Here is a 26,625-nt window from a genome sequence, read left to right on the forward strand (position 1 = left end):
ATTTTTTCTGAAAATAACAACCTCACGTTCAGGATGTATAGAATGAAACGCAATTTTACGTTTTTATTTGTTATGATTTTTGTGTTGGCAGCTGTTCCTTTTGCCAATGCTCAGCAGTTGAAAGGGGAAAGCCCGGTAGGTGAAGCCCAAGCTCCCGTTTCTTTAGAGGAAGCAGCCACTCAGGTTCCTCAGGCGGATATTGATGAATCCGGAAACGCTGGAATGACCCTTACTCTTGAGGACTGCGTAAAGCTGGGGCTGAAACAGAATCCCAGCATCATAGCAGCCCGTAAGGAGCTGCTGGCCGCGGAAAGTGATGTGAAGAGACAGCGCGGTGCATTCGGTGCTCCTGTTACCACAAAATATGGCTATACCCATAACGGTGATCAGCCCCGCTCCGGAAACACCCCTATTGCCTATCAGGATCAATGGGCTTTTTCCGTAAATGTAAGCCAGCCTGTTTTCAGGGGTTTTGAACTGCTTTCAAAATACCAGAAAACCAAATTGCAGAGAGCTTCAACTGAGGCCAGCCTCTACAATGCCGAGCTTTCTCTGATCAGCAGTATCCAGACTTCGTTCCTGACTCTTCTTCAGGGACGTATGGAAGTGAAGAGTAAGCAGGATTCTGTTGCCCGTCTGAAATCCCAGCTTGATGTGATTCAGGCTTTTTATCAGGTAGGGCTCCGTCCCCGAGTCGATGTTCTGCAGGCGGAGGTGGAACTTGCAACCGCCGAGCAGGATCTGCTCATTGCCAAGAACACAGTGGACTCAAGGGCTGCCAGACTGAATACATTGCTTAATCTTCCCATCGAAGAAAATGTAAACTATTCCGGTGAACTGACCTACCTTCCGTTCTCCATGACTCTCGACGAGTGCATTGCAAAGGCCGATAAGGCCCGTCCTGACCTCAAGATTGCCCGTAAGGCCGTTGAAATTGCGGAAAAAGATGTGACAATCGCGGAGAGTGGTTTTTATCCCGATATTTCTGCTGATTTGAACTACAGCAGTGAAGGCGGAGATCCTTCTGTCAGCAAGAACAGATACAACTATCAGAATCGCCCAGATTCCTGGAACGTAGGCGCAAATCTGAACTGGGAAGTTTTCAGCTGGGGGCAGACCTACTACGACACCAAGCGCGCTGAAGATAACGTTAAGAAGATCAAGGCCGAGTTTGATAATACCAAACTTGAAGCTTCCTACGAGATCAAGGATCAGCTGCTCAGTCTCAAGGCTGCGGCCGACCGTATCGGTGTGGGACGAAAATCCGTGGAGGCCGGTCGTGAAGGTTACCGCATGGCCATGGCCCGTTATCAGGCTCAGGTCAGCACCAACAACGAAGTTCTTAACGCCCAGTCCCGTTTGAGTGACAGTGAGGCCCAGCTGATTCAGGCTTTGTCTGATTATCAGGTGGCGCTTGCCAAGCTCTACGTCGCCATGGGTGACATGAACCCGTCCCTTAAAACCAACTAGGAAGGCGGAATCAGATTTTAATCTGATGAATATTGCATAGATTAATCCGGCAGATTGCTTATGGCAATCTGCCGGATTTTTATTGTAGACATGAATAAGTGATAAACTTTATATTGCCGGTAACTGGAGGGAATAAATGTTTAGAGGGCGGAGCCTTTTCAATAAAGCCGCACGCGGTGGAGAGCATGATCAGGAAAGCAGGTGCAGTGCCTGCGGCGGAAACCTGTATACTCACCGTGAATGAGGTGGTGTGTTTTTGCGCTGCGGGTCCTGCGGCCGAAAATTTAATGTTTCTGACTATTCGGAATACATAGACGATGATTTTGAAGACGAAATGGCAAACGTACCCATGAACAGGCTTTAATGGAGTAGCAAAGTAGAATGTTCAGGAAACTGGCAGTTTTAATTTTCATCATTCTTCTGGGGAATGCAGGTTTTGCCTTTACTGACGATTCCCACAGCTGGGATGCCCTTAAGGGCAGGCTTGTTGCCGACGGGTTTAACCGTGAGTATGTGGATACTGTTTTTTCCGCCAGTTCACTGGAATATGATTCAGCCATGATGGCCCGTAAGATGCGGGCTTTACTTAAACGCAGGTTTGAACCTCCTGCAAAAAAAGTAGCCCGCGAAAAGGAATTCGATGAAAGATATATCGGGCCGATCATGCTTGCCGGAGGGTATTCTTACCTGCGAGAACATTACGGGCTATTGCAAGAAATAGATAAACAGTACGGGGTTGCCCCTTCCGTTCTGGTGGCGCTCCTGCTGGTGGAAACCAAGCTCGGCTTTACCCTTGGCGAGGCTCCGGCATTCAACAATTTAGCCAATATGGCTGCCAGTCCAGATCCTCTCAAATTCTTTGATGCGCTAGGTTACGAGAGGCTGGAAGAAAAAGATATGGTCTGGCTTAAGAAAAGGACTCAAAAGAAAGCAGATTGGGCTTACAAGGAGTTGTCGGCCCTGTTGAAGTTTTCTTCTGAAAATTCCATGGTCCCCACTGAAATTCCCGGTTCTCCCTATGGAGCTTTCGGAATTTGCCAGTTTATGCCCAGCACCGCAGTGCATTATGCCGTGGACGGTGATGGAGATGGGGTTATTGATCTTTTTACCCGTGATGATGCCTTGTTCAGTATGGCCAGTTTTTTAAAAAGGCACGGCTGGAAAAATTCCCTGAGCAAGAAAAAGAAACTTAAGGTGATCTATCGTTATAACCATTCCATGGTTTATGCCCGGACCATATACGAAGTTGCCCGCAATCTGGAAAAAATACGTTCAACTTTCGGTCCTGATTAAGAATTCATCCGGTGGCCGAAGTACATTTTTTTGGGAAAAAAGATTCTCTGGCCTCTACAAATTTTTATTAGGCTTCGCCGCTTCGTTTAGAGAGAATACAATTAAAAAGCCCGTAATACCTTTAACGGTATTACGGGCTTTTTAATTGAAAGTAGTTTTTGCAGCTATTTGCGAAGCAGATTGAAAAGTTTATCTTCTCCAGCCGCCGGAGGAATTCTTAATTCAAAATACTTTGATATAAAGTCATAGTCCGTTTCAGGAAATCTTCACCTGAGAGTTGGGACATGGTTCTCTTGTGTTCTTCTATCAGTTTTTCCCTGAAATCCTGATGTTTTATTGCTTCGGTCAGTTTCAGGGAAAGTTGGTTTACATCCTGCGGCGGTACAAGTGCCTGCGGCGGTAGCAGATCCGGCATTACACCTACGGAGGTTGAAATCAACGGTCTTTCACAGACCATGATTTCCAATGCCGCCCGGGCAATGGTTTCCGACCAGAGTGAACCGATTACCCCGATATCCATAGCTGAAATGCAGGCCGTGACGTCCTCGCATTTGCCGCTGATGGCGGTAATTTCCTGCAGTCCGTTTTCGGTCAACCATGACTCAATTTCGTGTTCGCTGGTTGCGGTGGGGAAGCCGATCAGGAAAAGTTTAATGCTTTTATCCCGTACATTGGTGCGTGTCTTGGCAAGGGCTTCGATAAGTTCTTTCTGCCCTTTTACACGGTCAAATCTGCCAAGCATACCGATAACAATATCATCATCCGCAAAACCGAATTTTTTTCTGACCTTGTTCCTGCCTTCGGGATTGAATGAGAAAATTTCCTTGTCCACACCACCGTGGATCAGCCATAGGCGGTTCTCAGCCAGCTTCATCTTTTTCAGGAAATGGTCGGCCATCCGCTTGTTGGTCACTACCACGGCATCGGCCACTTTGGAGTGCAGATAACGGTTGAAAAAATCGCTTTTGGGCAGGCGCTGGTCACCACGGGTTCTGACCAGTTTGTAGCCCATTCCTATTTTGCGCAGGATTCCCCACCAGAAAAACGCTTCACCGCGATGGCAGTTGACTACCTGCGGTTTGTGCTTTTTGATCAGGAAAAAGACTTCTGAACATGCTTTTAAAAGCTTGTGCGGGTGGGCGGAATTAAGCTCGATGGTCTCTACGTTCAGGCCCATCTCATAAGCTTTTTCTTCGGTTTCAGAACCGGGAACGGTGATGACCAGAACTTCGTGTCCCGCATCCTGCAGGAGCTTGCTTAAGTAGAGGGCATACCATGAAGTGGCATTGAACCAGCGGACGTTGATAACTTGAAAAATTTTCATGTGGTAAATGGCAATCCGTAAACTAATGGGTCTGCTATAATGGCCGATAACTTTGTGTACCAGCGAAAAATCAGTCTTGCACAGCTATACATAGCGTATGTTTTTTTATTAACATGATCAAATGCCATTTGGCATGGAAAATTTTTTTTATATTTATAATACAGGTGATTGACTGTATATGGTTAAAGATACACCCAAAGTTTCTGTGATTATACCTACTTATAACCGGGCGGCACAAATCTGCCGGGCTGTGGATTCGGTTCTGGCCCAAACTTTTAATGATTTTGAATGTATGGTGGTTGATGACGGCTCCACGGATGACACTGCCGAACGTTTGGCTGATTATGCCGATCCCCGCTTGAGGGTGTTCCGGCAGGAAAACATGGGAGTTTCAGCCGCAAGGAACAACGGTATCGCCCGTTCCGGCGGTGATTTGATAGCTCTCCTTGATTCTGATGATGAATGGCTTGCTGATAAACTGGAGAAACAGATTCCTTTTATGGAAAAGGGCGGTTTTGAAATAAGCCAGACCGATGAAATCTGGATTCGTAAAGGCAAGCGGGTCAACCAGTGTAAAAAGCACGAAAAGCCGGAAGGATATTTTTTTGATCGTTCCCTTGCCATGTGTATGGTCAGTCCTTCCTGCGTTATTTTCAGCCGCAAATTTTGGGATGAGTTAGGACCTTTTGATGAAAAGATGCCCGCCTGTGAGGATTACGACCTCTGGCTGCGGGCCGGGCTTAAGTATCCGGTGGGGCTTTTGCGTGAAAGGTTGACCGTAAAGCACGGCGGCCGTCCAGATCAGCTTTCCAATAGTGTAGAGTGTTTGGATTTATACCGAATTTACGCTATAGTGAAGCTGATTCATTCCGGAGATATTTCCGGGAAGGAAAAGAGTTTGGCTCTTGATGAATTACAGCGCAAGGCCGGTTTTTATATCGGTGGGTGCAGGAAAAGGGGACGCGACGAGCAAGCCGCGAAGATTGAGCGGCTGGTGGAAGACATGGCTGCCGGCAATAAAGTTTCTCCTGCTGAAGTCATTTCAGGATGAAACAGGCCGGGACTCTTGAATAAATCCCGGCCTTGGATAGTCCTGCAATCAGGCAAAAATTTCTTTTTTGCTGAATGCTTCCGCTTTTACCCTGTCGAGCAGGCTGGCAAGACATTCTTTGACATTTTCACGAATGTCTCCGGCTACGATGAGGAAAAGCACGTCGTCACCGGGTTTGAATACGCCTTCATTGGCGTGGGTTACGATTTTATAGATTCCGGGGAATTTTTCATGTTCCTGACGGATTTGCTCTATTTTGTCATAGTCGGCTTTGATTTCAATGCTGCTGACTTCATCATGGGTTCCCCGTGACCAGCCGCGGACGATTCCGTTGTGAACGAGGATCATGCCTACATTGTCGGCGAATTCAGGGTCCTGTTTGAGTTCTGCTATTTTTTTTGAAATGTCCATAATTCCTCCGCAGGTAAGGAGTTGTAGTTTTGTATTCGATTTCAAGCTTATTTGAAAAATTTCCCGTTGTCAGCCATTCCCGCATGGTAAACCGAGGTTTTGGTGTCTGGATGGTCTGGGGGGAAACTCTGGAAGATTCCATTGTGCGCAGCATGCGTGATTTTGGCGGCATGCCCATGAGTGAGGGATCGAATCAGGCTTACTGGTTCTTTTTCAGCGATGATGTCTTCCGGGTTGTTGCCCGTCTTGAAATCTGGGCCAGGCTCAACCCTATGCCGGTGTTTATTCAGGTCATGCCGGCGACTCTGCTGGTCGATTACAACCTGGATCTTTCCCTAAAGGTTGACGGTGAATTCACGAATCAGGAAACAGCTCTGCCAACTGAATTTGAATTGTTAATTCATCCTAAACTGGCGGATTACGTCAAGGCAATTGCCGGTCTGAATCTTGAAGATGTCAGGACCCCTAGCGGAATTTCAAAATCCGGGTGGCTGGCTTTGGAGGCTGATCAGGGATTGGGGTATGACTCCCTGCAGAACTGGTATTTTATTCTCATTCCGGTGGGAAATCCTTCGGACAAGGATTTTATCAAAGGCTGGCGTTCATTTTTTTCGGAAGTGCAGGTCATGCTCCAGAAGCTGGGTATCCAGTATATCACCTCTGAGGTGAAGGTCATCCTGCCTATTGCGTCTTTTTCTTTGCTCAGGACATTTTTGCGTGAGCTGCTCATGCTCATTCACAGGGTACGAAACAGCGAACAGACGGAAGAGGTGTCATACTGGCCTTCGGTAATGGCCCTTGTCCCGCAGATGAATATGAGTTTCAACGACGAGGTTATCCGCAAAGTTAATCTCGACTGGGATAAACTTACCCCGGATTGCCCGCATCTGCGTTACCGTGATGCTTTTCTGCTGGGCGGCGATTTTGCAGTGAACGAAGTTCGCTTCGGAAGTGAACAGGAAACTGTGGACGGCTGGTGTCATGTCAGTCTCAAGCAGGGGGTGAATGAAACGGCCTCATCGGCAATAGCTGTTACCATTTCCCGCCGTGTTTCAGTAGGGGAATACGAGGATTGTTTTTATTGCGGAATGAAAAACCACTCTCCGGCAGAGTGCCCCAGCCGTGAACTCACCGGTCTTGATTCTGCGGTCTGGAAACAGTTGGCAGCTATTGATAGCGAAAAATTTACCGAAGGGTTTCAGGGTATTGACCTTCAGATGCAGGGAAAAGAAAACGTTGTTGATGAATTTTCCCAGATTCTGCACAAAAACAAAGGGTACGAAGGTATCGTTACTAGGGCTCTTTTTGCCATTAACGCCATTTCTCAATTAAGGACACTCTATCTGGTCTGGCGATGCCGGGGCAAGGATTGGCCGCGGGGTATAAAGGATCAGGGGCCGGAAGAGGGCGAGTTGATCTGGGCCGCCTATGAGAGCCTGTGTAAAGGTTCCCGAAACGAAGCGGAAAGTTTGATAAAAAATGCCATGATCCGTTTTAGCCGTAGCTACCAACCACGCTCGCTGATGGCCTTTTACGAATTGGAGATGGGGAATCTCGAACAGGCTTATTTTTATTGGCAGGAGGCTGAAAGGCTCTGCTATTCTCCTTTACAGCAAGGTTATTTTGTCTACCAGCAGGGCAGGATGAAGGAAGTCTTGGGGGAATTCGGTGAAGCAAGCGATCTTTACCGTAGTGCACAAGGTAAATGCCCCGAATGGCTTGAGCCGCAGTACCGCCGTGCTGTCTGCATGGTAAAAATGGGGTTTGCCGAGCAGGCTATTTCAGCATTTCAGGATATAATTACCAAGGATCCCCATTTTTTCAACAGGGTTGCCATTGACCCCGAACTTGACCGGGGAAGGTTGACTGTATTGCAGGAAATGGGACAACTCTGGGATATTGCCGAGGCTGAAGCCAAGGAAGTTGCGTTGGGCATGGATACTCTATCTGCGGATATTGCCCAGTGGTTTGAGGAGGGGCATGAATTCGCGGATGAGGCTAACCGGTTCATGGAACGTATGAATAAATTGGCAAAAATAAATAACTATGTGGCCTTCCGCCAATTAACAGCCGGTATTGCCCGTTTGACCGAAGAGATTGAAAAACGGGTCGAATATGAAATCAAGGTTATCAACAAGAAGCTGGATATCTATCGTGAAGAATTGCTGGATGTCCAGCGTGAAGCCTCCTGGTTTCCATTCCCCAAGCTGCTGACTGAATTCAATGGTGATTTTAACTATTGTGCTGATAAAATTTATTGGATTAAGACCCAGCAGCTCAATGTTGCAGAGACCTTCCGTAAGACCCAGCGCTATCTGGACCGTATTGACGGACGTTTGAAAAAACTAAGGAAACGGCTGGTTACACTCAGGGTTGTTCGTGATACGACGCTGTTTATCATGTTGCTGGGCAGGAGTTTTATCTGGCTTGAAGTTATTTTTCTCGGGGTGGCTCTTCTCTGTATCCCGCTGCTGATTTACTACTCTAATAATTTTCAATCGAATTTTATTATCGACATGATTATACGCCAGAAATGGGAGTTCCAAAAAGGGTTGATCCTTATCCTCAGCATTTTGGCCATTGCCATAGCTGCTTTCCGGTCTGCCGTGGTTTTTGAAAAGAAAAAACGGGAGCTGTTTCTCATTAATGACGGAAAGGATGATGATTGAGTGGTATTGTGGCAAGGAAATTAAATATATCCCGGTGTGGAAATTATACCTCCATGGATCATTTCGTTCTAAGCTTGCCCGGCTAGCTCTTTTTTGAAAGGAATGTGTAGCCGTACATAGTTGTATTTGATCCCATCGACTTTTTAATGAGGAATTGTTTTGTTGGTACACTTGGTGCAATCAACCATGTTGAAAAAGTATTTTTTTGACAGAGGGATTGCTTATGACCAATGTGAACAACGATATTGCCACGATGATGAAACTGCTGGGGAATGTTCCCGGTAGTAAGGGAAATTCATCTCCCAACCTTGCTGCCATGAAGGGGCAGGCCGGGGCCTTCGATATGGAACTGATGATGGCAAACAAAATGTTTTCAGATGGTTCCAATGATGGGGTATCCGCCGACAGCATGGACATGGGCGTTATGAACGATATGCTTATGTTGGAGGCCCTTAACGCTCTCAATTCCATCAAAGGACTGCAGGGCGGGGCAGGGATGAAGAATACTCAGGCTCTCAATTCGTATCGTGCCAATCATGTGCCAACGGACATTCAGCCTGTCAAAAAAATGGACACTTCCATTGTTTCCGGTGATCTTTCCGCAAAGTTCGAGTCCGGTTCCAAGGGTGTTTCATCCATCGGTTATGACCGGGTGGGCGGAACTTCCTACGGCAAGTATCAGATAGCCTCCAAGACAGGAACCATGGATAAATTTATCCAGTTTCTGAAAGACAAAGCACCTGAAATTGCAAATAAGCTGCTCGGAGCAGGACCAGCTGATACCGGTTCCAAAACAGGTGCTATGCCTGATCTCTGGAAAAAAATAGCCGATGCTGACCCCACCGGTTTTGAAAAGTTGCAGCACGATTTTATCCAAGGCAGCCATTATGATCCCGCTGCAAAAATGATTCTTGAAAAGACCGGTATCGATATGAATTCCCTGCCCGCACCGGTACGTGAAGTCCTTTGGTCCACTTCTGTACAGCACGGCCCCACAGGAGCCTCCCGTCTCATTGCCAAAGCCATAGATAAATTGGCTGCCAGTGCCGAAAGTAAAGGGTTTCCGGCAGATCTGGTCAAAGAAATTTACGGCGAACGCAAAAGCCAGTTCTCATCATCAACCGAACGTGTTCAGGCAAGCGTAGCCAACCGTTTTAAGCAGGAACAGAGCATGGTTTTGTCCATGCTGGAGGGAATTTCCAAGACGGCTTAAGAATGCCGCCGGAGGCATAAAATTATTTTTTAGCCAGCTTCTCTTCCAAACTCTGATCTATATCCACGTGCAGATTCTGCAGCACGCTGTCTACAGCTACCTGCCCGTGAGCCCAGCCTTTGACCTTGCGTACGTCTTTAACCAGAGCGCACATGACATCCGCCTTGGAGTCGTTGGTGCGGTAGCTTTTGAGTGCGGCCAGAATTGCTGCTTCGCGCAGTGTCTGCTCCGGTACGTCCTGTCCGGGATGGTCGCGTTTCAGTACTACGTGGGAACCGGGACCGTCTTGAACATGGAACCAGTAATCGAAAACAGACGATACCTTGCTCAGGATTTCGTGGTTGGCTTTGCTGTTCTTGCCGCGGATCATGAGAAAACCGTCGGACGATATGAAAAGTGCGGCCGCAATGCTCTTGTATTTTTTGGGAATTTCTATGTTTTTACTTTTGCGGCCTTTCTCTGAAGACGGCATGAGATTGGCTTTCAGGAACTGCTCGTGTTCTGCCTCGACTTCCTGCCTGCGCCGCTCCATATGTTTGAAACCGCGCTGAGCCTTGGCTGCGAACCGAAAAATTTTTTCCATGTTTTCAGCCGGAGTCAGTAACGGATCAAGCTTTACTTCCATCTCGCCGTGTTCGGGATGGGTGACCGTTACTCTATCCAGTTCCCGCAGGTCTTTTAAACGGTACATTTCAGCCTGCAGGGCTTCGCCCTCGACTTTACGGTTCTGCAGACCGCGCAACCGTTCTTCTTCCTGCTCAATGCGCTTAAAAATTTTTTTGAATTTTTTCTTGCCGGTTTTGAGCGTGTTGCGCTGTTCCGCGTTTTCCATGCGCTCCATGACCGGAAAAAGAATTTTTTCACCGTATACTGAAGACGCTTCAATAGCGGAATCGTATATCTGTTCAGTGCTTTTAGGGTCGGACCAGACCCGCGGAGGAGAAAGTTCTCCTTTTTTTTCTGAAATAAAGAAATGATCGGTAATTCCACTCTCAAGGCGGGCCAGCAGATTTCGGCCGTCCGTTTCGGAAAGTGCGTTTAACGTTTTACGCAGGGGAGGGGAAATCTGCGGAAAATCACGCCATATTTCCTCGTCTGAACGGGCCTTTTCATACGAAGGCCAGCTTACAGGCGCGGGGAAATCTTCTGGCAGGTCATGTATCAGGGAGACTCCTTTTTTCATGTCCAGCAGAAGATAGCGATATCTGTCACGCTGTTTCCACGGAGAAAGAGCGAATGCAACCCGCAGGTTGATCCAGTCGTGGTAGGCTTCGAAAATCCTGCGTCCGGCCAGCCGTTTACGCAACCACATAACCTGTGACGGCGGGCTGGGAGGATTGACAGGTTTTACTCTGGAGATAAAAAGCAGGCCCACCGATTTGGCGGGCCTGAAAAGCAGATATTCCTTGCCTCCCTTGGATTGGAGCGCGAAAGTCCACACTCCCTCAGCGGGGGCAAATATTTTTTCAACCCTGCGGCCCTTGAGATTTATCTCAAGTTCGCCGGTTAGGGAACGAAAGAAATGTGCATCCATTTTAGATTGATCCGGGCTTAGTCTCCGCGGTTTTGTTCCTCTTCTTCCTGTTTGCTTTTGCAAGCAATACAGAGGGTTGTTACCGGGCGGGCCTTGAGCCTCGGGACGGATATTTCATCGCCGCATGCGTGGCAGATGCCGAAGTCTCCGTCCTCAATGCGCTGGATGGCTTTCTGGATTTTTTTGATCAGCTTGCGCTCCCTGTCTCTGAGTCTGAGGGTGAATGCCCGGTCGGACTCGGCGGTTGCACGGTCTGCGGGGTCTGCATAGGTTTCCCCGGATTCAGTCATGTCTTCGATGGTTTCCTGACCCTTCTGAAGAATGTCATCAAGCATCTTGTTCAGGGTTTCACGGAAGTATTCAATATCTTTTTGTTCCATATTGATAACCTCTCTTTAACGTGAGGTGGGGTTACGAGTTTGCCAAAACAACTCTAACTTTTAAGTTGCATGGTATTAGCCTAAAGTGGGTGTGGAAGTAAAGGGCGTGATAAAAAAAAATAAAAAAATAAAAAATTAAAACGGTTGACAAAAAAAAGGAGCTGGCCTAAACCCGCCTTTAACGACACGTTAGTCGATTCTTTGAAATTATTTGTTTACCTCTGCAGGTTTGAAGTTAGCTAGATGATTGATTAAATTGTATCTGGTTACTTGGCAGAGGGAAAGCAAAAAAGATAATTAAGAATAAAAAAAGGTGTTGACAGTTTTGACACATAAAGTTAAAAACTGCTTCGCTTTTCGTGAGCGGGAATAACTCAGTGGTAGAGTACAACCTTGCCAAGGTTGGAGTCGCGAGTTCAAATCTCGTTTCCCGCTCCAAATATTTCGGCGACATAGCCAAGTGGTAAGGCAGAGGTCTGCAAAACCTCCATTCTCCGGTTCAAATCCGGATGTCGCCTCCATGAGCGGGAATAACTCAGTGGTAGAGTACAACCTTGCCAAGGTTGGAGTCGCGAGTTCAAATCTCGTTTCCCGCTCCACTAAATTTCTTGGTGACCTTTGTGGTCTCCGTCCTTCATATTATTTGAAGGTAAAACCCCGAGCGGGAATAACTCAGTGGTAGAGTACAACCTTGCCAAGGTTGGAGTCGCGAGTTCAAATCTCGTTTCCCGCTCCAGATTTTTCAGGCCTTCCTGATGTTTTTAGGGAGGCCGTTTTCTTTCCGGAATACGGAAAGTTTTGAGCGGGAATAACTCAGTGGTAGAGTACAACCTTGCCAAGGTTGGAGTCGCGAGTTCAAATCTCGTTTCCCGCTCCAAAATTCAGGCGGCATAGCCAAGTGGTAAGGCAGAGGTCTGCAAAACCTCCATTCTCCAGTTCAAATCTGGATGCCGCCTCCACGAGCGGGAATAACTCAGTGGTAGAGTACAACCTTGCCAAGGTTGGAGTCGCGAGTTCAAATCTCGTTTCCCGCTCCAGATTTTTTTACGGATCGTCCTTTACAGGACGGTCCGTTTCTTTTATATAATTCACATATTTCAGCGGGAATAACTCAGCGGTAGAGTGCAACCTTCCCAAGGTTGAGGTCGCGGGTTCAAATCCCGTTTCCCGCTCCATGTTTATGGCCGGCCCTTATGGCCGGCCTTTCTTGTTTTGTAAGTAACTTAGGGTGATTTTATTTCGATTGCGCAGGGGTGCTTATATGAAGATTGTTACTCTTGAATCGGATTTTCTTGCTTCTTCATTCAGGGAGCTTGGTCACGAAGTTTTTTATATCCGGTGGGATACAGAGTTCGCTGAAAAGAAAAATTTCCTACAAGTCAACCGTCCGATATATTATCGGGACCTCCTCACCATCTTTGATAAATATTCATTTCAACCTGATCTTGTCCTTTGGCATGACGTAGGTAATATTCCCAGAGTCTGGGGCTTGGAGGCCTTGGAGTGTCCTACTGTAGGTTTCTTTGTCGATACCTATTGCAACCCGTGGCATATCCCATATTCCTATGCATTTGATTGTTCGCTGGTTGCCCAGAAAAACGCCGTTCCGCTTTTCAATGAAGATGATTACGCTAAGGTGAATAAGTGGTTTCCACTGTTTTACAACAAGAGAAGGGCGTTTAATGATTCGGTTATCCGGGATATTCCGGTGTGTTTTGTCGGTACTGTAGATAGTAAGCAGAATGAATTACGTAAAAAATTTCTTGATCAGTTTGCAAAATTCTGCCCTGTGCTCGTCAAGAAAGGAGCATATCAGCCTCTCTTTGCCCGTTCCAAAATAGTCCTTAATCAGTCCGCTGCCTGTGAGTTGAACTATCGTACTTTCGAAGCCGCTGCCTGCGGTGCAGCAGTCTTAACGGAAGATTGCGACAACGGCTTGCTCGATTTATTCACCCCCGGAGAAAATATCCTGCCCTTATATGAAAGGGGAAATGCCAGACAGGCGGCTGATATTGCGCTCGAAATGTTGAATGATGAAAAGAAACTGACCGAAATAGCAGCTTCCGGTGAGCAGTTGGTTAATGAAAAGCACAGTTCAATTGCCCGGGCGCAGGAGATCCTGGATTCAATCGGAGAATTTTCCGGAAAGACTCGGAGGCGGCTTGCCAGTGGGGAGTTTATCCGGGCCAAATTGATGCTGGCTGCCATGTTTATCTGTGGCGAGACAAAAACAGTTCTTCCACTTAATATGATCAATCATTTTAGCGAGATTGCAAAAACATACCAGCAGCGCTGGGATAAAGTGGCACTGTTCCGATAATTTTTGCAGGGGGGCGGTTCTACTTCACTGTTCGTTCTGCGGGGGGGCGCTGTTGACGGCGTAAACCTTATGCCTTCGCTGTTGACCGCCTGCTTGTTAATGATTACTCCTCTTTTCCTGTGGCTGATTTTTCAGCAAGACAAGGTTTCATATCCCTACTAAGCTGGGGTGAAATTAATATTGACTATCCCTTCAGGAGGTTTCCTTGAAAAATATAGCGTTGAAGCCGGGTGTGGATTTTGACGAGCTGCTTGCAGCAGCCCGGAACAAGTTCGGTGCGATTAAGTTTGAAGAAGTCAAAGTCGGCGACCGGATTTTTGAACTGGCCCAGATTGCGGACATGCCCGCGTATCTTGATAAACTCGTTGACAAGGCTCGTGGCGGAAAGAAAATTGATCTGCCTCTTTGGGCCAAGATATGGCCTTCCTCTCTTGTGCTCGGGTTTTACGCGCTCAAGTTCAAAGCTGCAGATGGTTCCAAATTTCTTGAAATCGGCACAGACGGAGGGCTTTGCGGGATGATTGCTGCCAGCCGGGGATATGATGTCGTGCTTGCCGATACCGATGACGACGCCCTTCTTTTTGCCCGTTTGAATGCCTTCCGCAACAAGCTTGACGATAAGATCAGCGTGCGCAAGATTGATTTTGCTGAAACCGATCTGGAAGAAAAATTCAACTATATTTTAGGATGCGAAATTCTGCACCGTGACGAAGTGGCTAAATCTCTGCCGGGGTTCATAGCCAGACATCTTGTTGACGCAAAGGATGCGGAAGTGCTTTTGGCCATGGATAAAAAGCGTAGCGGAAAAAAATTCTTTGAGCAGACCAAGGACAGTTATCGCCTGATGAAGCAGGAAGTTCCGTTTGCTGGGAATATGGGCGAAGGAAAGTCCATTGTTTCTTTGGTCAGGATGGGAGTAAAATAATGCTGGAACTCAAGTCGTGCCCCAAAGTTTATTCCAAGGATCAGGATAAGGCTGTCAGCCCTGAAGAGACTGTTTCCAGAGTTAAAGCTTTGCTGGATGAGAAGTGCAACGGTGTGCTCAAATGTACCCGCAAGGTTGATACCGGACGTCTTGGAATTCCGGTATTTATCAGTGAATGCGGCGATGAAGCCCGTGAAGTTATGCCCACCCGCAAACAAATGGGTAAAGGGGCTTCCGTGGCGCAGGCCGAGGCTTCCGCGCTTATGGAATTGGTTGAGCGATTCAGCTTTTTCAGTTTCTGGTCCAATGCCGAAAATTTTACTCTGGCCACATACAGTGAAGCTGAGGAGCTTTGGCCCGGCAAGGTTATTTCCATTGAGAAGATCCTGCAATCCGTGGGTGAGGATATGGATCCGGGCAAGGCACGGGTCATCCTAGACCTGGTGCGCTGGCATTTTTACCCCGCACTGAACGTGCATACCGGGGAAGAGGAATACGTGCCGCTGGATTGGTTCAAGATTCTTAATGAGTTCAACGGTGCTTCCGCAGGTAACTCCCCGGAAGAATCAGTGCTTCAGGGAGCAAGTGAACTGGTGGAGCGGCACGTCTGTGCTGTGATTGACCGCGAGCGGCCCGAAGTTCCGGTTATCGATCCCGCTTCCTGTGAAGACGAGGTGCTTGCTAATCTCTGCAAATGTTTTGATGACAACGACATCAAGTATATCATCAACGACTTTTCATTCGGTATGCCTCTGCCCACAGTGGCGGTAACCGCTTGGGACCCCTCCACCTTTCCGGGAATGAGTGAAATCGTTTTTACTGCAGGCACGTCCGCATCTCCCTGCAAGGCCGCAATCCGTGCTTTTACCGAAGTCGCGCAGTTGGCCGGGGATTTCGAGACCGGACGGGTTTATGAGGCTTCTGGTCTGCCTAAGTTCACCGAGATCGAACAGACAGGCTGGCTTGGTGCCGGGCAGTGCGTTAAGATTAAATCCCTTCCCTCGGTTGAGAGTGACGATATTTATGACGAACTGAAGCAGTTTGCCGCGAAGTTGGATGAAAAGGGATACACCCTGTATTCAGTGGATACCACCCATCCTGAACTGGGTGTATCGGCTAACTATAACTTTGTGCCCGGTTTCCAGTTCCGCGAAAGAACCCCGCATGCAAGTCTGGGGCTTTTTGTGGGACGTATTCTTTCCGAAAAGGTTGCCCTTGATATTGCCGGAGACGGGCTGGATGTTATCTCCGATATTTACGGTGAACCTTACTTTATTCCTTTTTTTGAAGGGATGCTTGCTCTGCGTGGAGGGGATACTTCCCGCGCTGTGGATATGTTCAGCATTGCGGTGGATATGCAGCCTGCTGATGAAGAAAAGGCGCTTTCAGCTTTTTATACCGCCTACGCGCTTTCTCTGGAAGAGCGTTGGCCGGAAACAATTCCGTATCTCGACCGGGCCATAGAGCTTGATGACGAGGCCAAGGAATACTTTAACCTGCGCGGCGTTGCTAAATTCAAGGCCAAGGATTATGCGCTGGCAGCGGTTGATTTCAAGGCGGCCCTCGCTTTGGACAGCGGGTCGGCATCCGATCTGGCCAACCTCGGGTTATGTCATAAGTTTATGGGCGAAGAGGATGAGGCTGTGGAGTATCTGAGTACGGCACTGGAGCTGGACCCTTCCCTTGAATATGCAGTGCCGCATCTTCAGGAATTACTCGATAAATAAATCGTTGTTTTATATGGTTCTGTTTAAGAACTTGATTGACAAAAAACGGATTTAAGGCTTATCTCAGACTGAGCAAAACGCATTTAGATTTTGCGCTGTAAAATAGTCGTGAAACAGCGGATCGCTGTTTTTGGATATGGCAGGTTCGACACGGTTTGAACCTACAGTAATAAATGTAAATATTCCTAGGAGTATTATTATGGCTATCGTAGAATTCATGGGCAAAAGCTTTGATGTTGATGAAGACGGTTTCCTCCTGAAGTTTGAAGACTGGTGCCCTGAGTGGGTTGACTTCTGCAAAGAGTCCGAAGGCATCAAAGATCTCAACGAAGAACACCAGAAAGTTATCGACTTCCTGCAGGACTACTACAAAAAGAACGGTATCGCTCCCATGGTGCGCATCCTCTCTAAAGTAACTGGTTTCAAACTGAAGCACATCTACGAACTGTTCCCCTCCGGACCCGGTAAGGGAGCTTGTAAGATGGCTGGTCTGCCCAAGCCTACCGGCTGCGTTTAGTTCCAGACAGCTTTCAGAATATTTGGGCGGGATCCTCGCGGTCCCGCCTTTTTTGTTCATATAAGACAGGTAGCTGACTGGTGACGGTTCGGTTATTGAGTTGAAGTAGGGGTTGCAATTTATCCCCGGTTTGATAGCTGAATCGTCAACAGGCATCTGGTTGTCTGTTCGTCCCGGTCGCTTGACGTAAGTCGGGCGAGCCTGTTAACTTATTGCACCAAAAATTGCGGAACTGGGCAGATAGTACTTGCATATTCTTATGCGTAGGTGTACTTGGCCTTGTTTTCACGGTTAACAAAGACAGGAGAAAGTCATGAAAAAAGATATCCATCCGAAACTTTATAAGGCAACTGTACGCTGCCACTGCGGTTACGAGTCTGAGCTTTACTCTACTATGGGTGAAGATGTGAGCACTGAAATTTGTTCCAACTGCCACCCTTTTTACACCGGTAAGCAGCGTTTTGTTGATACCGCTGGTCGTATCGACCGCTTCAAAAGGAAGTTCGGTAACTTCGACGCAGCAAGTAAAGTTAAGGGCAACTAGCTCATATTTTTGCGGTTTTGCCGCTTGAACATGCCTCTGCCGTATTTTACGGTAGAGGCATGTCCTTTTTTTAAATTATTTAAAGTCCTGCATCGTAGCCGGGTGGGACATTTCAAATCCCTCCCCGCTGTATTTTTCTGTAATGATATTCAATTTCAGTCTTGCTTGACGGCTGTTAATGATTATTTTACTTGAGAAATATTAATTCTACGGGCCTTACCCGGCCTTTTTCAGTGAGGAAACGGATTTGAAATTACCTCTTCTTATGTCCGCTGCCAAAACAGTTGGCGGGCAGGCTGTTATCGAAGGCGTTATGATGCGCGCAAAGGACAATCTTGCCATTGCAGTCCGTCGTCCGGACGGAGAAATTACTGTTGAACTCCGTCCATGGTTCTCAATGACACCCGCGTGTATGAAAAAGCCTTTTCTGCGCGGTTTTCCCATTTTTATGGAGACCATGGTTAATGGTGTCAAAGCTCTGAATTATTCCGCTACACAGGCTCTTGACGAAGAGGAAGACGGCGAACTGACTACATTTCATCTTGTGCTGACCATGGTTATCGCGCTTGGTGCTGCGCTGGGTCTTTTCGTAGTGCTGCCGCATTTTTTTTCCGTAGCCCTGAAGTGGTGGGGTATTTCCGGAGGCGTTGATACCTTGAGTTTCCATATCTGGGACGGCTTTTTCAAGATGGTCATGTTTCTCGGTTACATTATTTCCATTTCATTTGTGCCGGATATTAAACGTGTATTTCAGTATCATGGTGCCGAACACAAGGCTATCTGGGCCTATGAAGCGGGCGGCAAGCTTGATGTTTGTGAAATTAAAAATTTCAGCAGGCTGCATCCCCGTTGCGGAACAGCGTTTCTGCTTTTCGTATTAGTTGTGAGTATCCTGCTTTTTACTGTGCTGGTTCCCATGATTGCTGCCATCTGGGTGCCGCAAGGCTTTGTGCTTAAAAATTTATATATAGTAGGTATCAAGCTGCTGCTGATGGCCCCTGTGAGTGCGATCGCCTATGAGATGATCAAGGTATCTTCCAAGCATGAGGACAAGGCTATTTGCAAGGTGGCGTGTATGCCCGGAATGGGGATGCAGCTGCTGACTACCCGCGAGCCCGATGAACAGCAGATTGAAGTTGCTCTCGCGGCACTCAATACGGCGGTTGCTGCCGATACTGATGGAGGAAACAGCTGATGTTTGCCAAGTTGGAAGAGATTGAACGTTCTTTCATGGATCTGGAGCAGGAGCTTGCAGACCCGGAAGTTTATAATAATCAGGACCGCTACCGTAAGGTAACCATAGCTCACGCTGAACTCGGCGAAGTTGTGGAAGCTTTTCGCGAATATAAAAAGCTTTCCGCCGACCTTGAAGACAACAAGGAAATGGCCAAGGATTCCGACCCTGAAATCCGTGAAATGGCCGAAATGGAAATTTCCGAGATAAAGGATCGCCTGCCCAAGCTGGAGGAGGAACTCAAGCTGCTCCTGCTGCCCAAAGATCCCATGGACGGCAAGAACATCATTCTTGAAATCCGTGCCGGTACCGGCGGTGAAGAAGCCGCTCTTTTTGCTGCCGATCTTTTTCGTATGTATTCCCGTTTCGCTGAATCCAACGGCTGGAAGGTTGAGGTTATGAACTCCAACCCTACCGGAACAGGCGGTTTCAAGGAAATTATTGCTGCCATCAGCGGTAGCCGCATTTATTCCAAAATGAAGTACGAGTCGGGTACTCACCGTGTTCAGCGAGTGCCTGCCACCGAAACACAGGGACGTATCCATACCTCCGCTGCTACTGTGGCAATCATGCCAGAAGCAGAGGAAGTGGATGTGAAGGTGCGCACCGAGGATTTGCGTATCGATGTATTCCGTGCATCAGGTCCCGGCGGGCAGTCCGTTAACACTACTGACTCCGCTATCCGTATCACCCACCTTCCCACCGGTCTGGTTGTTATCTGTCAGGATGAGAAGTCCCAGCACAAGAACAAAGCCAAGGCCATGAAGGTTCTCTGTTCCCGTCTGTTGCAGGCCGAGCAGGAAAAACAGCATGAGGAAATGGCTGAACAGCGTCGTGCACAGGTAGGTTCGGGTGACCGTTCCGAACGTATCCGTACTTACAACTTTCCTCAGGGCAGGGTGACTGATCACCGCATTAACCTGACTCTTTACAAGCTCGATGCAGTTATCGAAGGGGATATGAACGAGCTGGTCGATTCACTCGTCAGTCATTATCAGTCCGAAGCTCTGAAGCAGCAGGCTCAGGACGGTTAGTGCCTTCGGCTCCCGTTGGTCTGATTTATCAGTAAGATTTGAAGCAAAGCTTCTCGTCTATCGGCTGTGAGGTCTACCGGGGTCTAAATATTTTGTTATGTTTCGCAACTATGATTTTAATAAACGGGATATTTTTTAATATCCCGTTTTTATTTTTTGGAGAAATGCTTTGGCTGATCGAAAATTAAAAGAAGTTCTTTCCAGAGCTGCTGCACAACTCAAAAAAGCCGGTGTGGACTCTCCTGCTTTATCTGCGCAGTTGTTTGCGGAGAAGGTTTTTGATCTGAACCGTGTGCAGCTGATTATTGAGCTGGAAAGTTCAGTTGATTCTGAAAAGCTTGCTGAATTCGAAGCCTTGGTAAAGCGCAGGGCTTCCGGTGAGCCTGCTGCTTATATTCTAGGCGTGAAGGAATTTTACGGTTTTGAATTCAAGGTCGGTCCCGGTGTGCTGATTCCTCGTCCTGAGACCGAAGAAATTGTTGAGAAAGTTCAACAGTTGTTCCGTGCAGATGACAAATTTCTTTTCGCTGATTTCGGCACTGGGTCAGGAATTCTGGCTGTTACCGTGGCTAAGCTTTTTCCTGAATCGCAGGTGGTTGCTGTTGATCTTAGTGCCTCTGCTCTGACAATTGCGCGGGAAAATGCGCTGTTGCATCACGTGGCGGAGCGGGTGCAGTTCGTGCGTGCTGATTTTAATGAACCTCTGCTGGCAGATGCGAAGTTCGACCTGATTCTGGCTAATCCGCCTTATCTTTGCGAAGCGGAATTGGAGGATATCAGTTCTGAGGTTGCGGAGTTCGAGCCTGTCTCTGCTTTGGTCAGCGGCCCGGCAGGGGATGAGGACATCAAGGGCAGCGCCCCGCGTATAGCTGCGGCGCTAAAGAAAGGCGGAACAGTCTTTATGGAGATCGGTTATCTTCAGGGGCAGAAGGCTTATGAAATTTTTGACTCCTGTGCTGCTTTTGAGGGGTGTGTGGCTATTCACAAAGACCTTTCCGGGCATGACCGTATCGTTGTGGCAAAAAAGAGATAGCTTTGCTGCATGGTTGCAAAAAAACCACAACGTATGTTTGTGGTTGTTGTAAAAAAACAACTGCTTACGTTTGACCGGTCTTCGTTAAATATAAAAAGTTTGTAAAATCGAGTAGTTATGAAAATCAATATCTGTGGCATAATGTTTGCAGTAGTGGGGTTAACAGGAGATAATATGCTACAAACTACTATTCAGAATACAGTAAGATGCAAGGGTATCGGCCTTCACAGCGGCAAGCAGGTGGAAATCGTACTCAGGCCTGCTGTCGAAGACACTGGAATCCTTTTTTCTCTTCATACCGGTTCCGGTAGCTCTTTCATTACTCCCAATCCCAATCTGGTTGTAGCCACCGGACTTGCCACTACTCTTGGCAACGGGCAGGACTCCGTATCCACTGTTGAGCATTTGCTTGCCGCAGTACGCGGCATGGGTGTCGATAATATCCACGTAGAAGTAAGAGGCAATGAGCTGCCCATCATGGACGGTAGCGCAGGGCCTTTCGTATACTTGCTCCGTCAGGCCGGAGTTCGGGAGCTTTCCAAGTCCCGCAAGGTTCTGAGTGTTACTAAATCCATTAATTTCGAGCAGGAAGGCAAATACGTCAGGGCTTTCCCCCATGACGGTTTTGCAGTTGACTATACTATTGATTTTGAACATCCCCAGATCGGTAAACAAACCCTTTCCCTCGAAATTACCCCCGACGTATTCATGGACGAGCTGGCAAAGGCCAGAACTTTCGGTTTTCTGAAAGAAGTTGAATATCTGCATGCCAACGGTCTTGCCCTTGGCGGATCTCTTGATAACGCAGTTGTTCTGGATGATTACGGTATCCTGAATGATGGCGGCCTTCGTTTTGCTGATGAATTTGTAAGGCACAAAATGCTCGATTTTATCGGCGATATGGCTGTTCTTGAGATGCCTCTGCAGGGACGTTTCGAAGTCTATGCTTCAGGACATGCCCTGAACAATTCTTTTCTGAAATACCTGCACGCCAATGCAGTGGACTATCTTGAAGAGCGCTCCCTTGAGCCTGCTCCCGGCAAAGTTGTGGAAAAGAGCTTCTCCCCGGTTGCACCGGATGCTGTCCCCTCACCTGCTTAGCAGGAAGTTTGTAGTTTGATTTTTCAGACCCGTCGGTTTCCGGCGGGTCTTTTTTTTGAACCTCTTTATATTATATTGAGGGGACGGGCTTGACTCCACAAGGGGCAGCAGTAAATATGGGATATTAATTTCAAGAATTTGTCGGTGTATATTCCAAGGAGAATCCATGTTCCGGTCAATCAGCACTAGAATTTCATATATCGTGGCTGCAGTTGTTGTCGCATCCACGCTGGCTACACTTGTGTTTACCAGTACTACTCTTGAAGAGGATATGATAGCTTCTCAAGGGAGAACTGCCCGGAATACAATCAGAATGGGAATGCTTTATCTGCAGGAGGGGCATCAGGCGCTGAGCAGGTATCGCAAACACGCTTTCAGTGATCGCAAGCAGGCCATAAAAGATGCGATGGATATTTTTATTTCACAGATTGATGGATTTTATGAGCTGTACAAGTCCGGCCAGATTACCGAGAAAGAGGCGAAGGAAGCTGCGTACCGACTAGCCCGGAATACCAGATATTTCAATAATGATTATTTTTTTATTTATACAGATAAGTTAGATTCACTTGCCCATCCCACCAGATCTCTTGAAGGGCGGAATTTATCAAAAGTACAGGACAGTAATGGTTATGCCTTTGGTCCGGATATGATTCGCAAGGCCGTTCGCGAAGGGGGAGGCTATTTACACCTTGTGTGGCCCCGTCTCAGTGAAACGGACTCCAATCCCAAGATTGTTTATGTAAAAGGATATTCCAAGTGGCATTGGATTATCGGCACCGGGGCTTACGTGGATGATATTGAAGCTTCGGTTGAACGGCAGAAGCATGATCTGGTCAAAGAAATGCGTAAGGGGTTTTCGCAGATCCGTCTTGCTGACACCGGACGCCTTTTTATTTTTAATAATGAAAAGCAGGTACTTGTTCCTCCGTTAGGGTCCGGGGCTGATTTTGATAAAACCATCAACCTTAATACCGGCAATACTTTAATCCATGATTTGAAAGACGTCGGCAAACTTGGAGAATGGCGTCTGGACTATAAAGTGCGCCGTCAGGATGGTGAGATTGTAGAACGCCAGTCTTATGTCCGTTTTTTTGCACCGCTTGGGTGGTATGTGGCGTCAACCGTACCGATGGATGAAATTTACGCCCCTGTTGAAGACCTGATCATGAAGCAGGGGGCGATTAGTTTTATTATCCTGCTGATGACCATTGGGGTCATTTATTATGTGATCCGCAGGGTGTGTCTGCCCATCCGCAGTGTTTCAAAGGTTGCTTATCATGTGTCCAAGGGGGATCTGCGTGAAGCGCGTAAGGTTTTTGCCATGGCTACAGATAAGGGACATCTTAAAAGAGTTGTTGATTCCTTTGAAACAGGCCGGGAAAAGCGTTTTGATGAAGTGGATTATCTTGTCAAATCAATCCATACCATGCTGCAAACATTGAATTCTCTAGTCAGTCAGGTGCAGAAGTCAGGGGATCAGGTTACGGGGTCGGCTTTGAAACTGGGGACGGCAATTAATCAGCTGGAAGCGGCGGTAGAAAATCAGGCAGCGGCAACTCAGGAGCTGGGCAGCTCTTCGCGCGAGATTTCCGCAACCTCGCAGGAGCTGGCCAGAACCATGAACGAATCTACTTCAGTGGCGGTTTCTACCGGTGATCTTGCAACTCAGGGAGTGCGTGATCTCAGTGAAATGGGTAGAGCGATGGATGCTATGCGCGATGCATCCGGCGGTATCTTTTCAAAGCTATCCGTTATCAACTCGAAAGCTGCCAACATAAGTTCAGTGGTAACCTCAATCTCCAAGATTTCTGAGCAGATCAACCTGCTTTCGCTTAATGCTGCAATTGAGGCTGAAAAGGCCGGGGAATTCGGTCAGGGCTTTTCTGTTGTGGCCCGTGAAATCCGAAAGCTTGCCGACCAGACCGCAATGTCCACCCTTGATATTGAAAAAATTGTTGCTGAAATGCTTTCCGCAGTTTCTGCAGGAGTTATGGAGATGGATAAATTCCGCAAGCAGGTGGAAAACGGAGTTAACAATGTGGCCTTGCTGGGTGATGGAATTTCCGGTGTAGTCAATCAGGTCCAGACCCTGACTCCCCGTTTTGAGTCGGTGAACGAAGGGATGCAGAATCAGAGCGAAGGTGCTGCACAGATCAGCAAGGCTATGTTGCAGCTCAGTGAGACATCCGTACAGACAAAGGATGCACTTTCGGAGTTCGTATCAATCACGGAACAGCTTGCTAATTCTGTTGCCCTTCTTGAAGAGGAAGTTGCCGTCTTTCAGGTAGAGCATGATTAGGAATGACTCCGGCGGACCTTGCGGGGTCTTCAAATTTTTTAAAAGGGTTTAAGGATTCCGATTTTTTACTAGGCTTAGCCGTTCAGTAATTCTGCCAGCGCGCCGCCTGCGTTGTGCTGCGGGATGCGTTCCGTGCCGATAAATTCCGGGAAATTAGTTTTGAAGCCTGGCTCCAGCAAGGATTTAATGCGTGGATCATTGGCCAGCAGTTTGAATCCGCATTGCGGTTTTTTGTACATGACTTTAAATCGAACAGGCGTGGACGGAGGCAGGTCCAGTGAAAGGAGCAATTCATAAAATGAGTTGTCCGGGTTTTCGGTATCTGTTTTGGTTTTGAGCACTATCTCCTGATTGAGTCCGCAGGGAATCAACCAAGGCATATAGAACAACCGTGTTGATCGCAGCACTGAGTTAAGCCTTGCTGCACAATTCAAAGTTTTAAAAAACAGGACTGCTGTTTTCACGTCTTTTTCCAACAGGTCCAGAAATCTAATTTTTCTTTTTTTTGCACTGATTATTTTCTCTGCTTGAAGCTGCGTGAAAATAGAGTTTGCCTGCGATTGGAATGCTGCCCGGTTGCTGACAAATATGCGGGTAACTTCAGTTGGGTTTACATATGCACCCTGACTGTTCAGGTGGGCAGGGTTAATTTCTTTGAGGATGATGTCCGGGTAGAGTTGTTCTACATGAAAAGTGAGGATGTCGCCGGGAGCGGCATTGGTTTGGATGCTGGCCAGCAGTTCCAGATCCTGAATTACCACCCACCCCAGTTTGGGCTGATACCATTTAATAAGTTTGCCCTGCAGAATGTCTCCTACGGAAAACCTTTTGCGGAATATGGCAGTGCGCTCTGATGATTTATTGCCGCCTCCGCTGAATCCACGGTTACCATATCTGGAAATTTTCATACATTTACCTTAGGCAACCCTGCCGGGATGTCCTTAACTATGCTGGTCAATAATCAGTTCTACTTCCTCAATGGAAAGTCCGGTAGCTTTGGCGAGCCTGCTTACAGGTTTTCCCTCTTTGTATCCGGTAAGAATAATTTGGCGCAGGAACTGCGGCGAGCGTGAAAATTCTTCGGCCTGAGCGAGTATTTTTTGTAGTCTTTTGGATTTTCGATCAAGCATCATATCCAACTGGGCCAGTTCTTCCTGCCGTTCGGCAAAGGTATTCATCATTTCGTTTTCGAGCTGGGTGTTGAACTGAAGTTTTTTAACGAATTCTTCCTGTTTAACCTGAAGCCGGGTAACAAGCTCTTCAGACTTGCGCAGCCTGAGGAAGAAAAAAATGACAGTGATAAGCAGTGCTATCTCGGTTACGGAAAAGAATAGGAGCAGGAATACAGTCATAATTGGCTCTGGTAGAGGTTCATATAATCCGTAATAGTTTGCCCTGTTTGCTGAAGAAGGGCAATAGGCGCGATGTCTCAAATCTTTACATTGATGATATTGCCGGACCACGGAGACTTTTTGGGTTCAGCCTCTTCTTCGGGTGCTTCTTCGTGCTTTTGCCGCTTGCGTGGTGAGTGCTGCCGGCCACCCTTACCACCGTTTTCATCACGAACGGAAATGGTGGCTTCGTCTTTTTCCGTCTTTTGAATCTGCTTCTGGGCTTCTTTGTTCTTTTCCTGTTCCTCTGGATTAATCATGAGGGTCTGTTGAAGCCCGGCCTTGGTAACTTCAGAATTGGAAATCTTCTGGACATTCGCAAGCTGCGAAATAATCAGGGGCATATCCACTGTACCGGGCATGACTATTACCTCACGAGATACTCCTCAAACAGGATTTTCTCAAATTCACCTGCCACAATGTATTGGTTGATTACCATGAGCAGGTCTTTTTTTAATTTCTCTACATTATTCTCATCGGCTAAAAACTGTAAATCTTTATTTTTGAGGTAAAAGTAGACCGCATCGCGCAGGATGAGTGTTTTACGACCATATTCCGCCACAACCCTTTCATCTGTAGTGGTCAGGGCAAAACGGGCAATGAGAAACCTGATGTGCTTGTCCTTATCTTTTTGTTCAATCCAGAAGGGATCCATACGCAGCAGTGTAACGCCAGGTTCTTCCGGAGGCGGCGGTGGGGTGTCGTCCGGAGGGATCGTTGGTACTTCTTCTGTGGTTTCTTCTACAGCAGGTTGTTCTGGTGGGGGAGGGGAATCAAAAAAGAAAAGTTTTACCAGAATGGCGGCAAGTAAGAGGATAATTACGCCGATACCGATAAAAATTAAAAGTTTACTCTTGGATTTTTTTTCAACAGGCGCTTCTTCCAGCGCATCCAGCTCTTCCGGTTCTTCCTCCGGAATCTCGTCCTCTTCATCCTCATCTTCGAGAAAAGGAGCATCATCAAGGTCCAGCTCTACTTTTTGAGCTGCCTTGCTGGCAGAGCCCGAAGATTGAGTTTCTTCCCCGGACTCAGAGTCTTCATTACCATCTACAGCGAGGAAGATCATTCATGCATCCTGATAGACAAGGTTCCGGGCGGAAAGTTTTTAGCTGCCGCCTGAAAAGAATCGGCGGGCATGCAGATGCATGCCCGCCG

General features: G+C 47.5%; 24 protein-coding genes and 8 tRNA genes. 24 read left to right on the plus strand and 8 right to left on the minus strand.

What is annotated here, in order from left to right; all coding sequences use genetic code 11:
* The first annotated feature begins 42 nt into the window (after nucleotides 1–42).
* The 3 genes from ACKU41_RS18920 (at nucleotide 43) to ACKU41_RS18930 (ending at nucleotide 2,763) form a co-directional block, all read left to right on the plus strand.
* On the plus strand, nucleotides 43–1,470 hold the full coding sequence (locus ACKU41_RS18920; protein WP_319779129.1) for a TolC family protein: 1,428 nt from the start codon (nucleotides 43–45) through the stop codon (nucleotides 1,468–1,470).
* Nucleotides 1,471–1,720: 250 nt separating this feature from the next.
* Nucleotides 1,721–1,834, plus strand: coding sequence for a dual CXXC motif small (seleno)protein (locus ACKU41_RS18925; protein WP_394700651.1), 114 nt, complete (start codon nucleotides 1,721–1,723; stop codon nucleotides 1,832–1,834).
* Nucleotides 1,835–1,851: 17 nt separating this feature from the next.
* Nucleotides 1,852–2,763: a lytic murein transglycosylase gene (locus ACKU41_RS18930; protein ID WP_321403069.1), complete on the plus strand. Its 912-nt coding sequence runs from the start codon at nucleotides 1,852–1,854 to the stop codon at nucleotides 2,761–2,763.
* 217 nt (nucleotides 2,764–2,980) lie between these two features.
* On the opposite strand, the gene ACKU41_RS18935 is transcribed toward ACKU41_RS18930, so the two are convergent.
* Nucleotides 2,981–4,087, minus strand: coding sequence for a glycosyltransferase (locus ACKU41_RS18935; RefSeq protein WP_321403072.1), 1,107 nt, complete (start codon nucleotides 4,085–4,087; stop codon nucleotides 2,981–2,983).
* 178 nt (nucleotides 4,088–4,265) lie between these two features.
* Here ACKU41_RS18935 and ACKU41_RS18940 point away from each other — a divergent pair, with 178 nt between their 5' ends.
* Nucleotides 4,266–5,138, plus strand: coding sequence for a glycosyltransferase family A protein (locus tag ACKU41_RS18940; RefSeq protein WP_321403074.1), 873 nt, complete (start codon nucleotides 4,266–4,268; stop codon nucleotides 5,136–5,138).
* A gap of 48 nt (nucleotides 5,139–5,186) precedes the next feature.
* Here the strand turns inward: ACKU41_RS18940 and ACKU41_RS18945 are convergent, their stop codons facing one another.
* On the minus strand, nucleotides 5,187–5,549 hold the full coding sequence (locus tag ACKU41_RS18945; RefSeq protein ID WP_321403076.1) for a molybdenum cofactor biosynthesis protein MoaE: 363 nt from the start codon (nucleotides 5,547–5,549) through the stop codon (nucleotides 5,187–5,189).
* A 29-nt stretch (nucleotides 5,550–5,578) separates the two neighbouring features.
* Here ACKU41_RS18945 and ACKU41_RS18950 point away from each other — a divergent pair, with 29 nt between their 5' ends.
* Together ACKU41_RS18950 and ACKU41_RS18955 are read left to right on the plus strand one after the other, a co-directional pair.
* Nucleotides 5,579–8,218, plus strand: a complete 2,640-nt coding sequence (locus ACKU41_RS18950) for a hypothetical protein (RefSeq protein WP_321403078.1) — start codon at nucleotides 5,579–5,581, stop codon at nucleotides 8,216–8,218.
* A gap of 223 nt (nucleotides 8,219–8,441) precedes the next feature.
* Nucleotides 8,442–9,431: a hypothetical protein gene (locus ACKU41_RS18955; RefSeq protein ID WP_321403080.1), complete on the plus strand. Its 990-nt coding sequence runs from the start codon at nucleotides 8,442–8,444 to the stop codon at nucleotides 9,429–9,431.
* Nucleotides 9,432–9,453: 22 nt separating this feature from the next.
* Here ACKU41_RS18955 and ACKU41_RS18960 read toward each other — a convergent pair whose 3' ends face one another.
* Both ACKU41_RS18960 and dksA read right to left on the minus strand, forming a co-directional pair.
* A complete protein-coding gene (locus tag ACKU41_RS18960) occupies nucleotides 9,454–10,965 on the minus strand; it encodes an NFACT RNA binding domain-containing protein (protein ID WP_321403082.1) in 1,512 nt (503 codons plus the stop codon).
* Between the two features lie 17 nt (nucleotides 10,966–10,982).
* Nucleotides 10,983–11,345: an RNA polymerase-binding protein DksA gene (gene dksA / locus ACKU41_RS18965; protein ID WP_319779138.1), complete on the minus strand. Its 363-nt coding sequence runs from the start codon at nucleotides 11,343–11,345 to the stop codon at nucleotides 10,983–10,985.
* A 363-nt stretch (nucleotides 11,346–11,708) separates the two neighbouring features.
* Between dksA and ACKU41_RS18970 the strand changes: the two genes are divergently transcribed.
* From ACKU41_RS18970 to ACKU41_RS19055, 18 genes are all read left to right on the plus strand, one after another.
* A tRNA-Gly gene (locus ACKU41_RS18970) sits at nucleotides 11,709–11,783 on the plus strand.
* A gap of 8 nt (nucleotides 11,784–11,791) precedes the next feature.
* Nucleotides 11,792–11,866 (plus strand) — tRNA-Cys (locus ACKU41_RS18975).
* A gap of 3 nt (nucleotides 11,867–11,869) precedes the next feature.
* Nucleotides 11,870–11,944 (plus strand) — tRNA-Gly (locus ACKU41_RS18980).
* Nucleotides 11,945–12,006: 62 nt separating this feature from the next.
* Nucleotides 12,007–12,081: transfer RNA gene (locus ACKU41_RS18985), tRNA-Gly, on the plus strand.
* 66 nt (nucleotides 12,082–12,147) lie between these two features.
* A tRNA-Gly gene (locus ACKU41_RS18990) sits at nucleotides 12,148–12,222 on the plus strand.
* Between the two features lie 7 nt (nucleotides 12,223–12,229).
* Nucleotides 12,230–12,304 (plus strand) — tRNA-Cys (locus ACKU41_RS18995).
* A gap of 3 nt (nucleotides 12,305–12,307) precedes the next feature.
* A tRNA-Gly gene (locus ACKU41_RS19000) sits at nucleotides 12,308–12,382 on the plus strand.
* A gap of 63 nt (nucleotides 12,383–12,445) precedes the next feature.
* Nucleotides 12,446–12,520, plus strand: a tRNA-Gly gene (locus tag ACKU41_RS19005).
* A gap of 86 nt (nucleotides 12,521–12,606) precedes the next feature.
* The gene (locus tag ACKU41_RS19010; protein ID WP_321403086.1) at nucleotides 12,607–13,665 is read left to right on the plus strand and encodes a glycosyltransferase; all 1,059 of its coding nucleotides are present in this window, start codon (nucleotides 12,607–12,609) and stop codon (nucleotides 13,663–13,665) included.
* A 205-nt stretch (nucleotides 13,666–13,870) separates the two neighbouring features.
* Nucleotides 13,871–14,590 (plus strand): methyltransferase, encoded by a 720-nt coding sequence (locus ACKU41_RS19015; RefSeq protein WP_321403088.1) that lies wholly within the window; start codon nucleotides 13,871–13,873, stop codon nucleotides 14,588–14,590.
* Nucleotides 14,590–16,317 carry a YcaO-like family protein gene (locus ACKU41_RS19020; protein WP_319779143.1) on the plus strand — a complete coding sequence of 576 codons (1,728 nt, stop codon included), beginning with the start codon at nucleotides 14,590–14,592 and terminating at the stop codon, nucleotides 16,315–16,317. The genes ACKU41_RS19015 and ACKU41_RS19020 overlap by 1 nt, the downstream gene beginning before the upstream one ends.
* A 199-nt stretch (nucleotides 16,318–16,516) precedes the next feature.
* Complete coding sequence (locus ACKU41_RS19025) at nucleotides 16,517–16,834, plus strand: TusE/DsrC/DsvC family sulfur relay protein (protein ID WP_319779145.1); 318 nt, start codon at nucleotides 16,517–16,519, stop codon at nucleotides 16,832–16,834.
* Between the two features lie 313 nt (nucleotides 16,835–17,147).
* Nucleotides 17,148–17,378: a 50S ribosomal protein L31 gene (rpmE, locus tag ACKU41_RS19030; RefSeq protein WP_319779146.1), complete on the plus strand. Its 231-nt coding sequence runs from the start codon at nucleotides 17,148–17,150 to the stop codon at nucleotides 17,376–17,378.
* A 265-nt stretch (nucleotides 17,379–17,643) separates the two neighbouring features.
* Nucleotides 17,644–18,573, plus strand: a complete 930-nt coding sequence (locus ACKU41_RS19035) for a DUF1385 domain-containing protein (RefSeq protein ID WP_319779576.1) — start codon at nucleotides 17,644–17,646, stop codon at nucleotides 18,571–18,573.
* The gene (gene prfA, locus ACKU41_RS19040; protein WP_319779147.1) at nucleotides 18,573–19,646 is read left to right on the plus strand and encodes a peptide chain release factor 1; all 1,074 of its coding nucleotides are present in this window, start codon (nucleotides 18,573–18,575) and stop codon (nucleotides 19,644–19,646) included. The genes ACKU41_RS19035 and prfA overlap by 1 nt, the downstream gene beginning before the upstream one ends.
* A 169-nt stretch (nucleotides 19,647–19,815) precedes the next feature.
* Nucleotides 19,816–20,679: a peptide chain release factor N(5)-glutamine methyltransferase gene (gene prmC, locus ACKU41_RS19045; protein WP_321403092.1), complete on the plus strand. Its 864-nt coding sequence runs from the start codon at nucleotides 19,816–19,818 to the stop codon at nucleotides 20,677–20,679.
* 174 nt (nucleotides 20,680–20,853) lie between these two features.
* On the plus strand, nucleotides 20,854–21,780 hold the full coding sequence (gene lpxC, locus ACKU41_RS19050) for a UDP-3-O-acyl-N-acetylglucosamine deacetylase (protein ID WP_321403094.1): 927 nt from the start codon (nucleotides 20,854–20,856) through the stop codon (nucleotides 21,778–21,780).
* Between the two features lie 166 nt (nucleotides 21,781–21,946).
* Nucleotides 21,947–24,079 (plus strand): methyl-accepting chemotaxis protein, encoded by a 2,133-nt coding sequence (locus tag ACKU41_RS19055; protein WP_321403096.1) that lies wholly within the window; start codon nucleotides 21,947–21,949, stop codon nucleotides 24,077–24,079.
* Between the two features lie 74 nt (nucleotides 24,080–24,153).
* On the opposite strand, the gene ACKU41_RS19060 is transcribed toward ACKU41_RS19055, so the two are convergent.
* From ACKU41_RS19060 to fliL, 4 genes are all read right to left on the minus strand, one after another.
* A complete protein-coding gene (locus ACKU41_RS19060) occupies nucleotides 24,154–24,987 on the minus strand; it encodes a hypothetical protein (protein ID WP_321403098.1) in 834 nt (277 codons plus the stop codon).
* Nucleotides 24,988–25,020: 33 nt separating this feature from the next.
* Nucleotides 25,021–25,431 carry a hypothetical protein gene (locus tag ACKU41_RS19065; protein WP_319779153.1) on the minus strand — a complete coding sequence of 137 codons (411 nt, stop codon included), beginning with the start codon at nucleotides 25,429–25,431 and terminating at the stop codon, nucleotides 25,021–25,023.
* A gap of 77 nt (nucleotides 25,432–25,508) precedes the next feature.
* On the minus strand, nucleotides 25,509–25,832 hold the full coding sequence (locus tag ACKU41_RS19070) for a hypothetical protein (RefSeq protein WP_319779154.1): 324 nt from the start codon (nucleotides 25,830–25,832) through the stop codon (nucleotides 25,509–25,511).
* 5 nt (nucleotides 25,833–25,837) lie between these two features.
* A complete protein-coding gene (fliL, locus tag ACKU41_RS19075; protein WP_319779155.1) occupies nucleotides 25,838–26,536 on the minus strand; it encodes a flagellar basal body-associated FliL family protein in 699 nt (232 codons plus the stop codon).
* Nucleotides 26,537–26,625: the final 89 nt, after the last annotated feature.

The sequence above is a fragment of the Maridesulfovibrio sp. genome (assembly GCF_963678865.1).
GTDB lineage: Bacteria > Desulfobacterota > Desulfovibrionia > Desulfovibrionales > Desulfovibrionaceae > Maridesulfovibrio.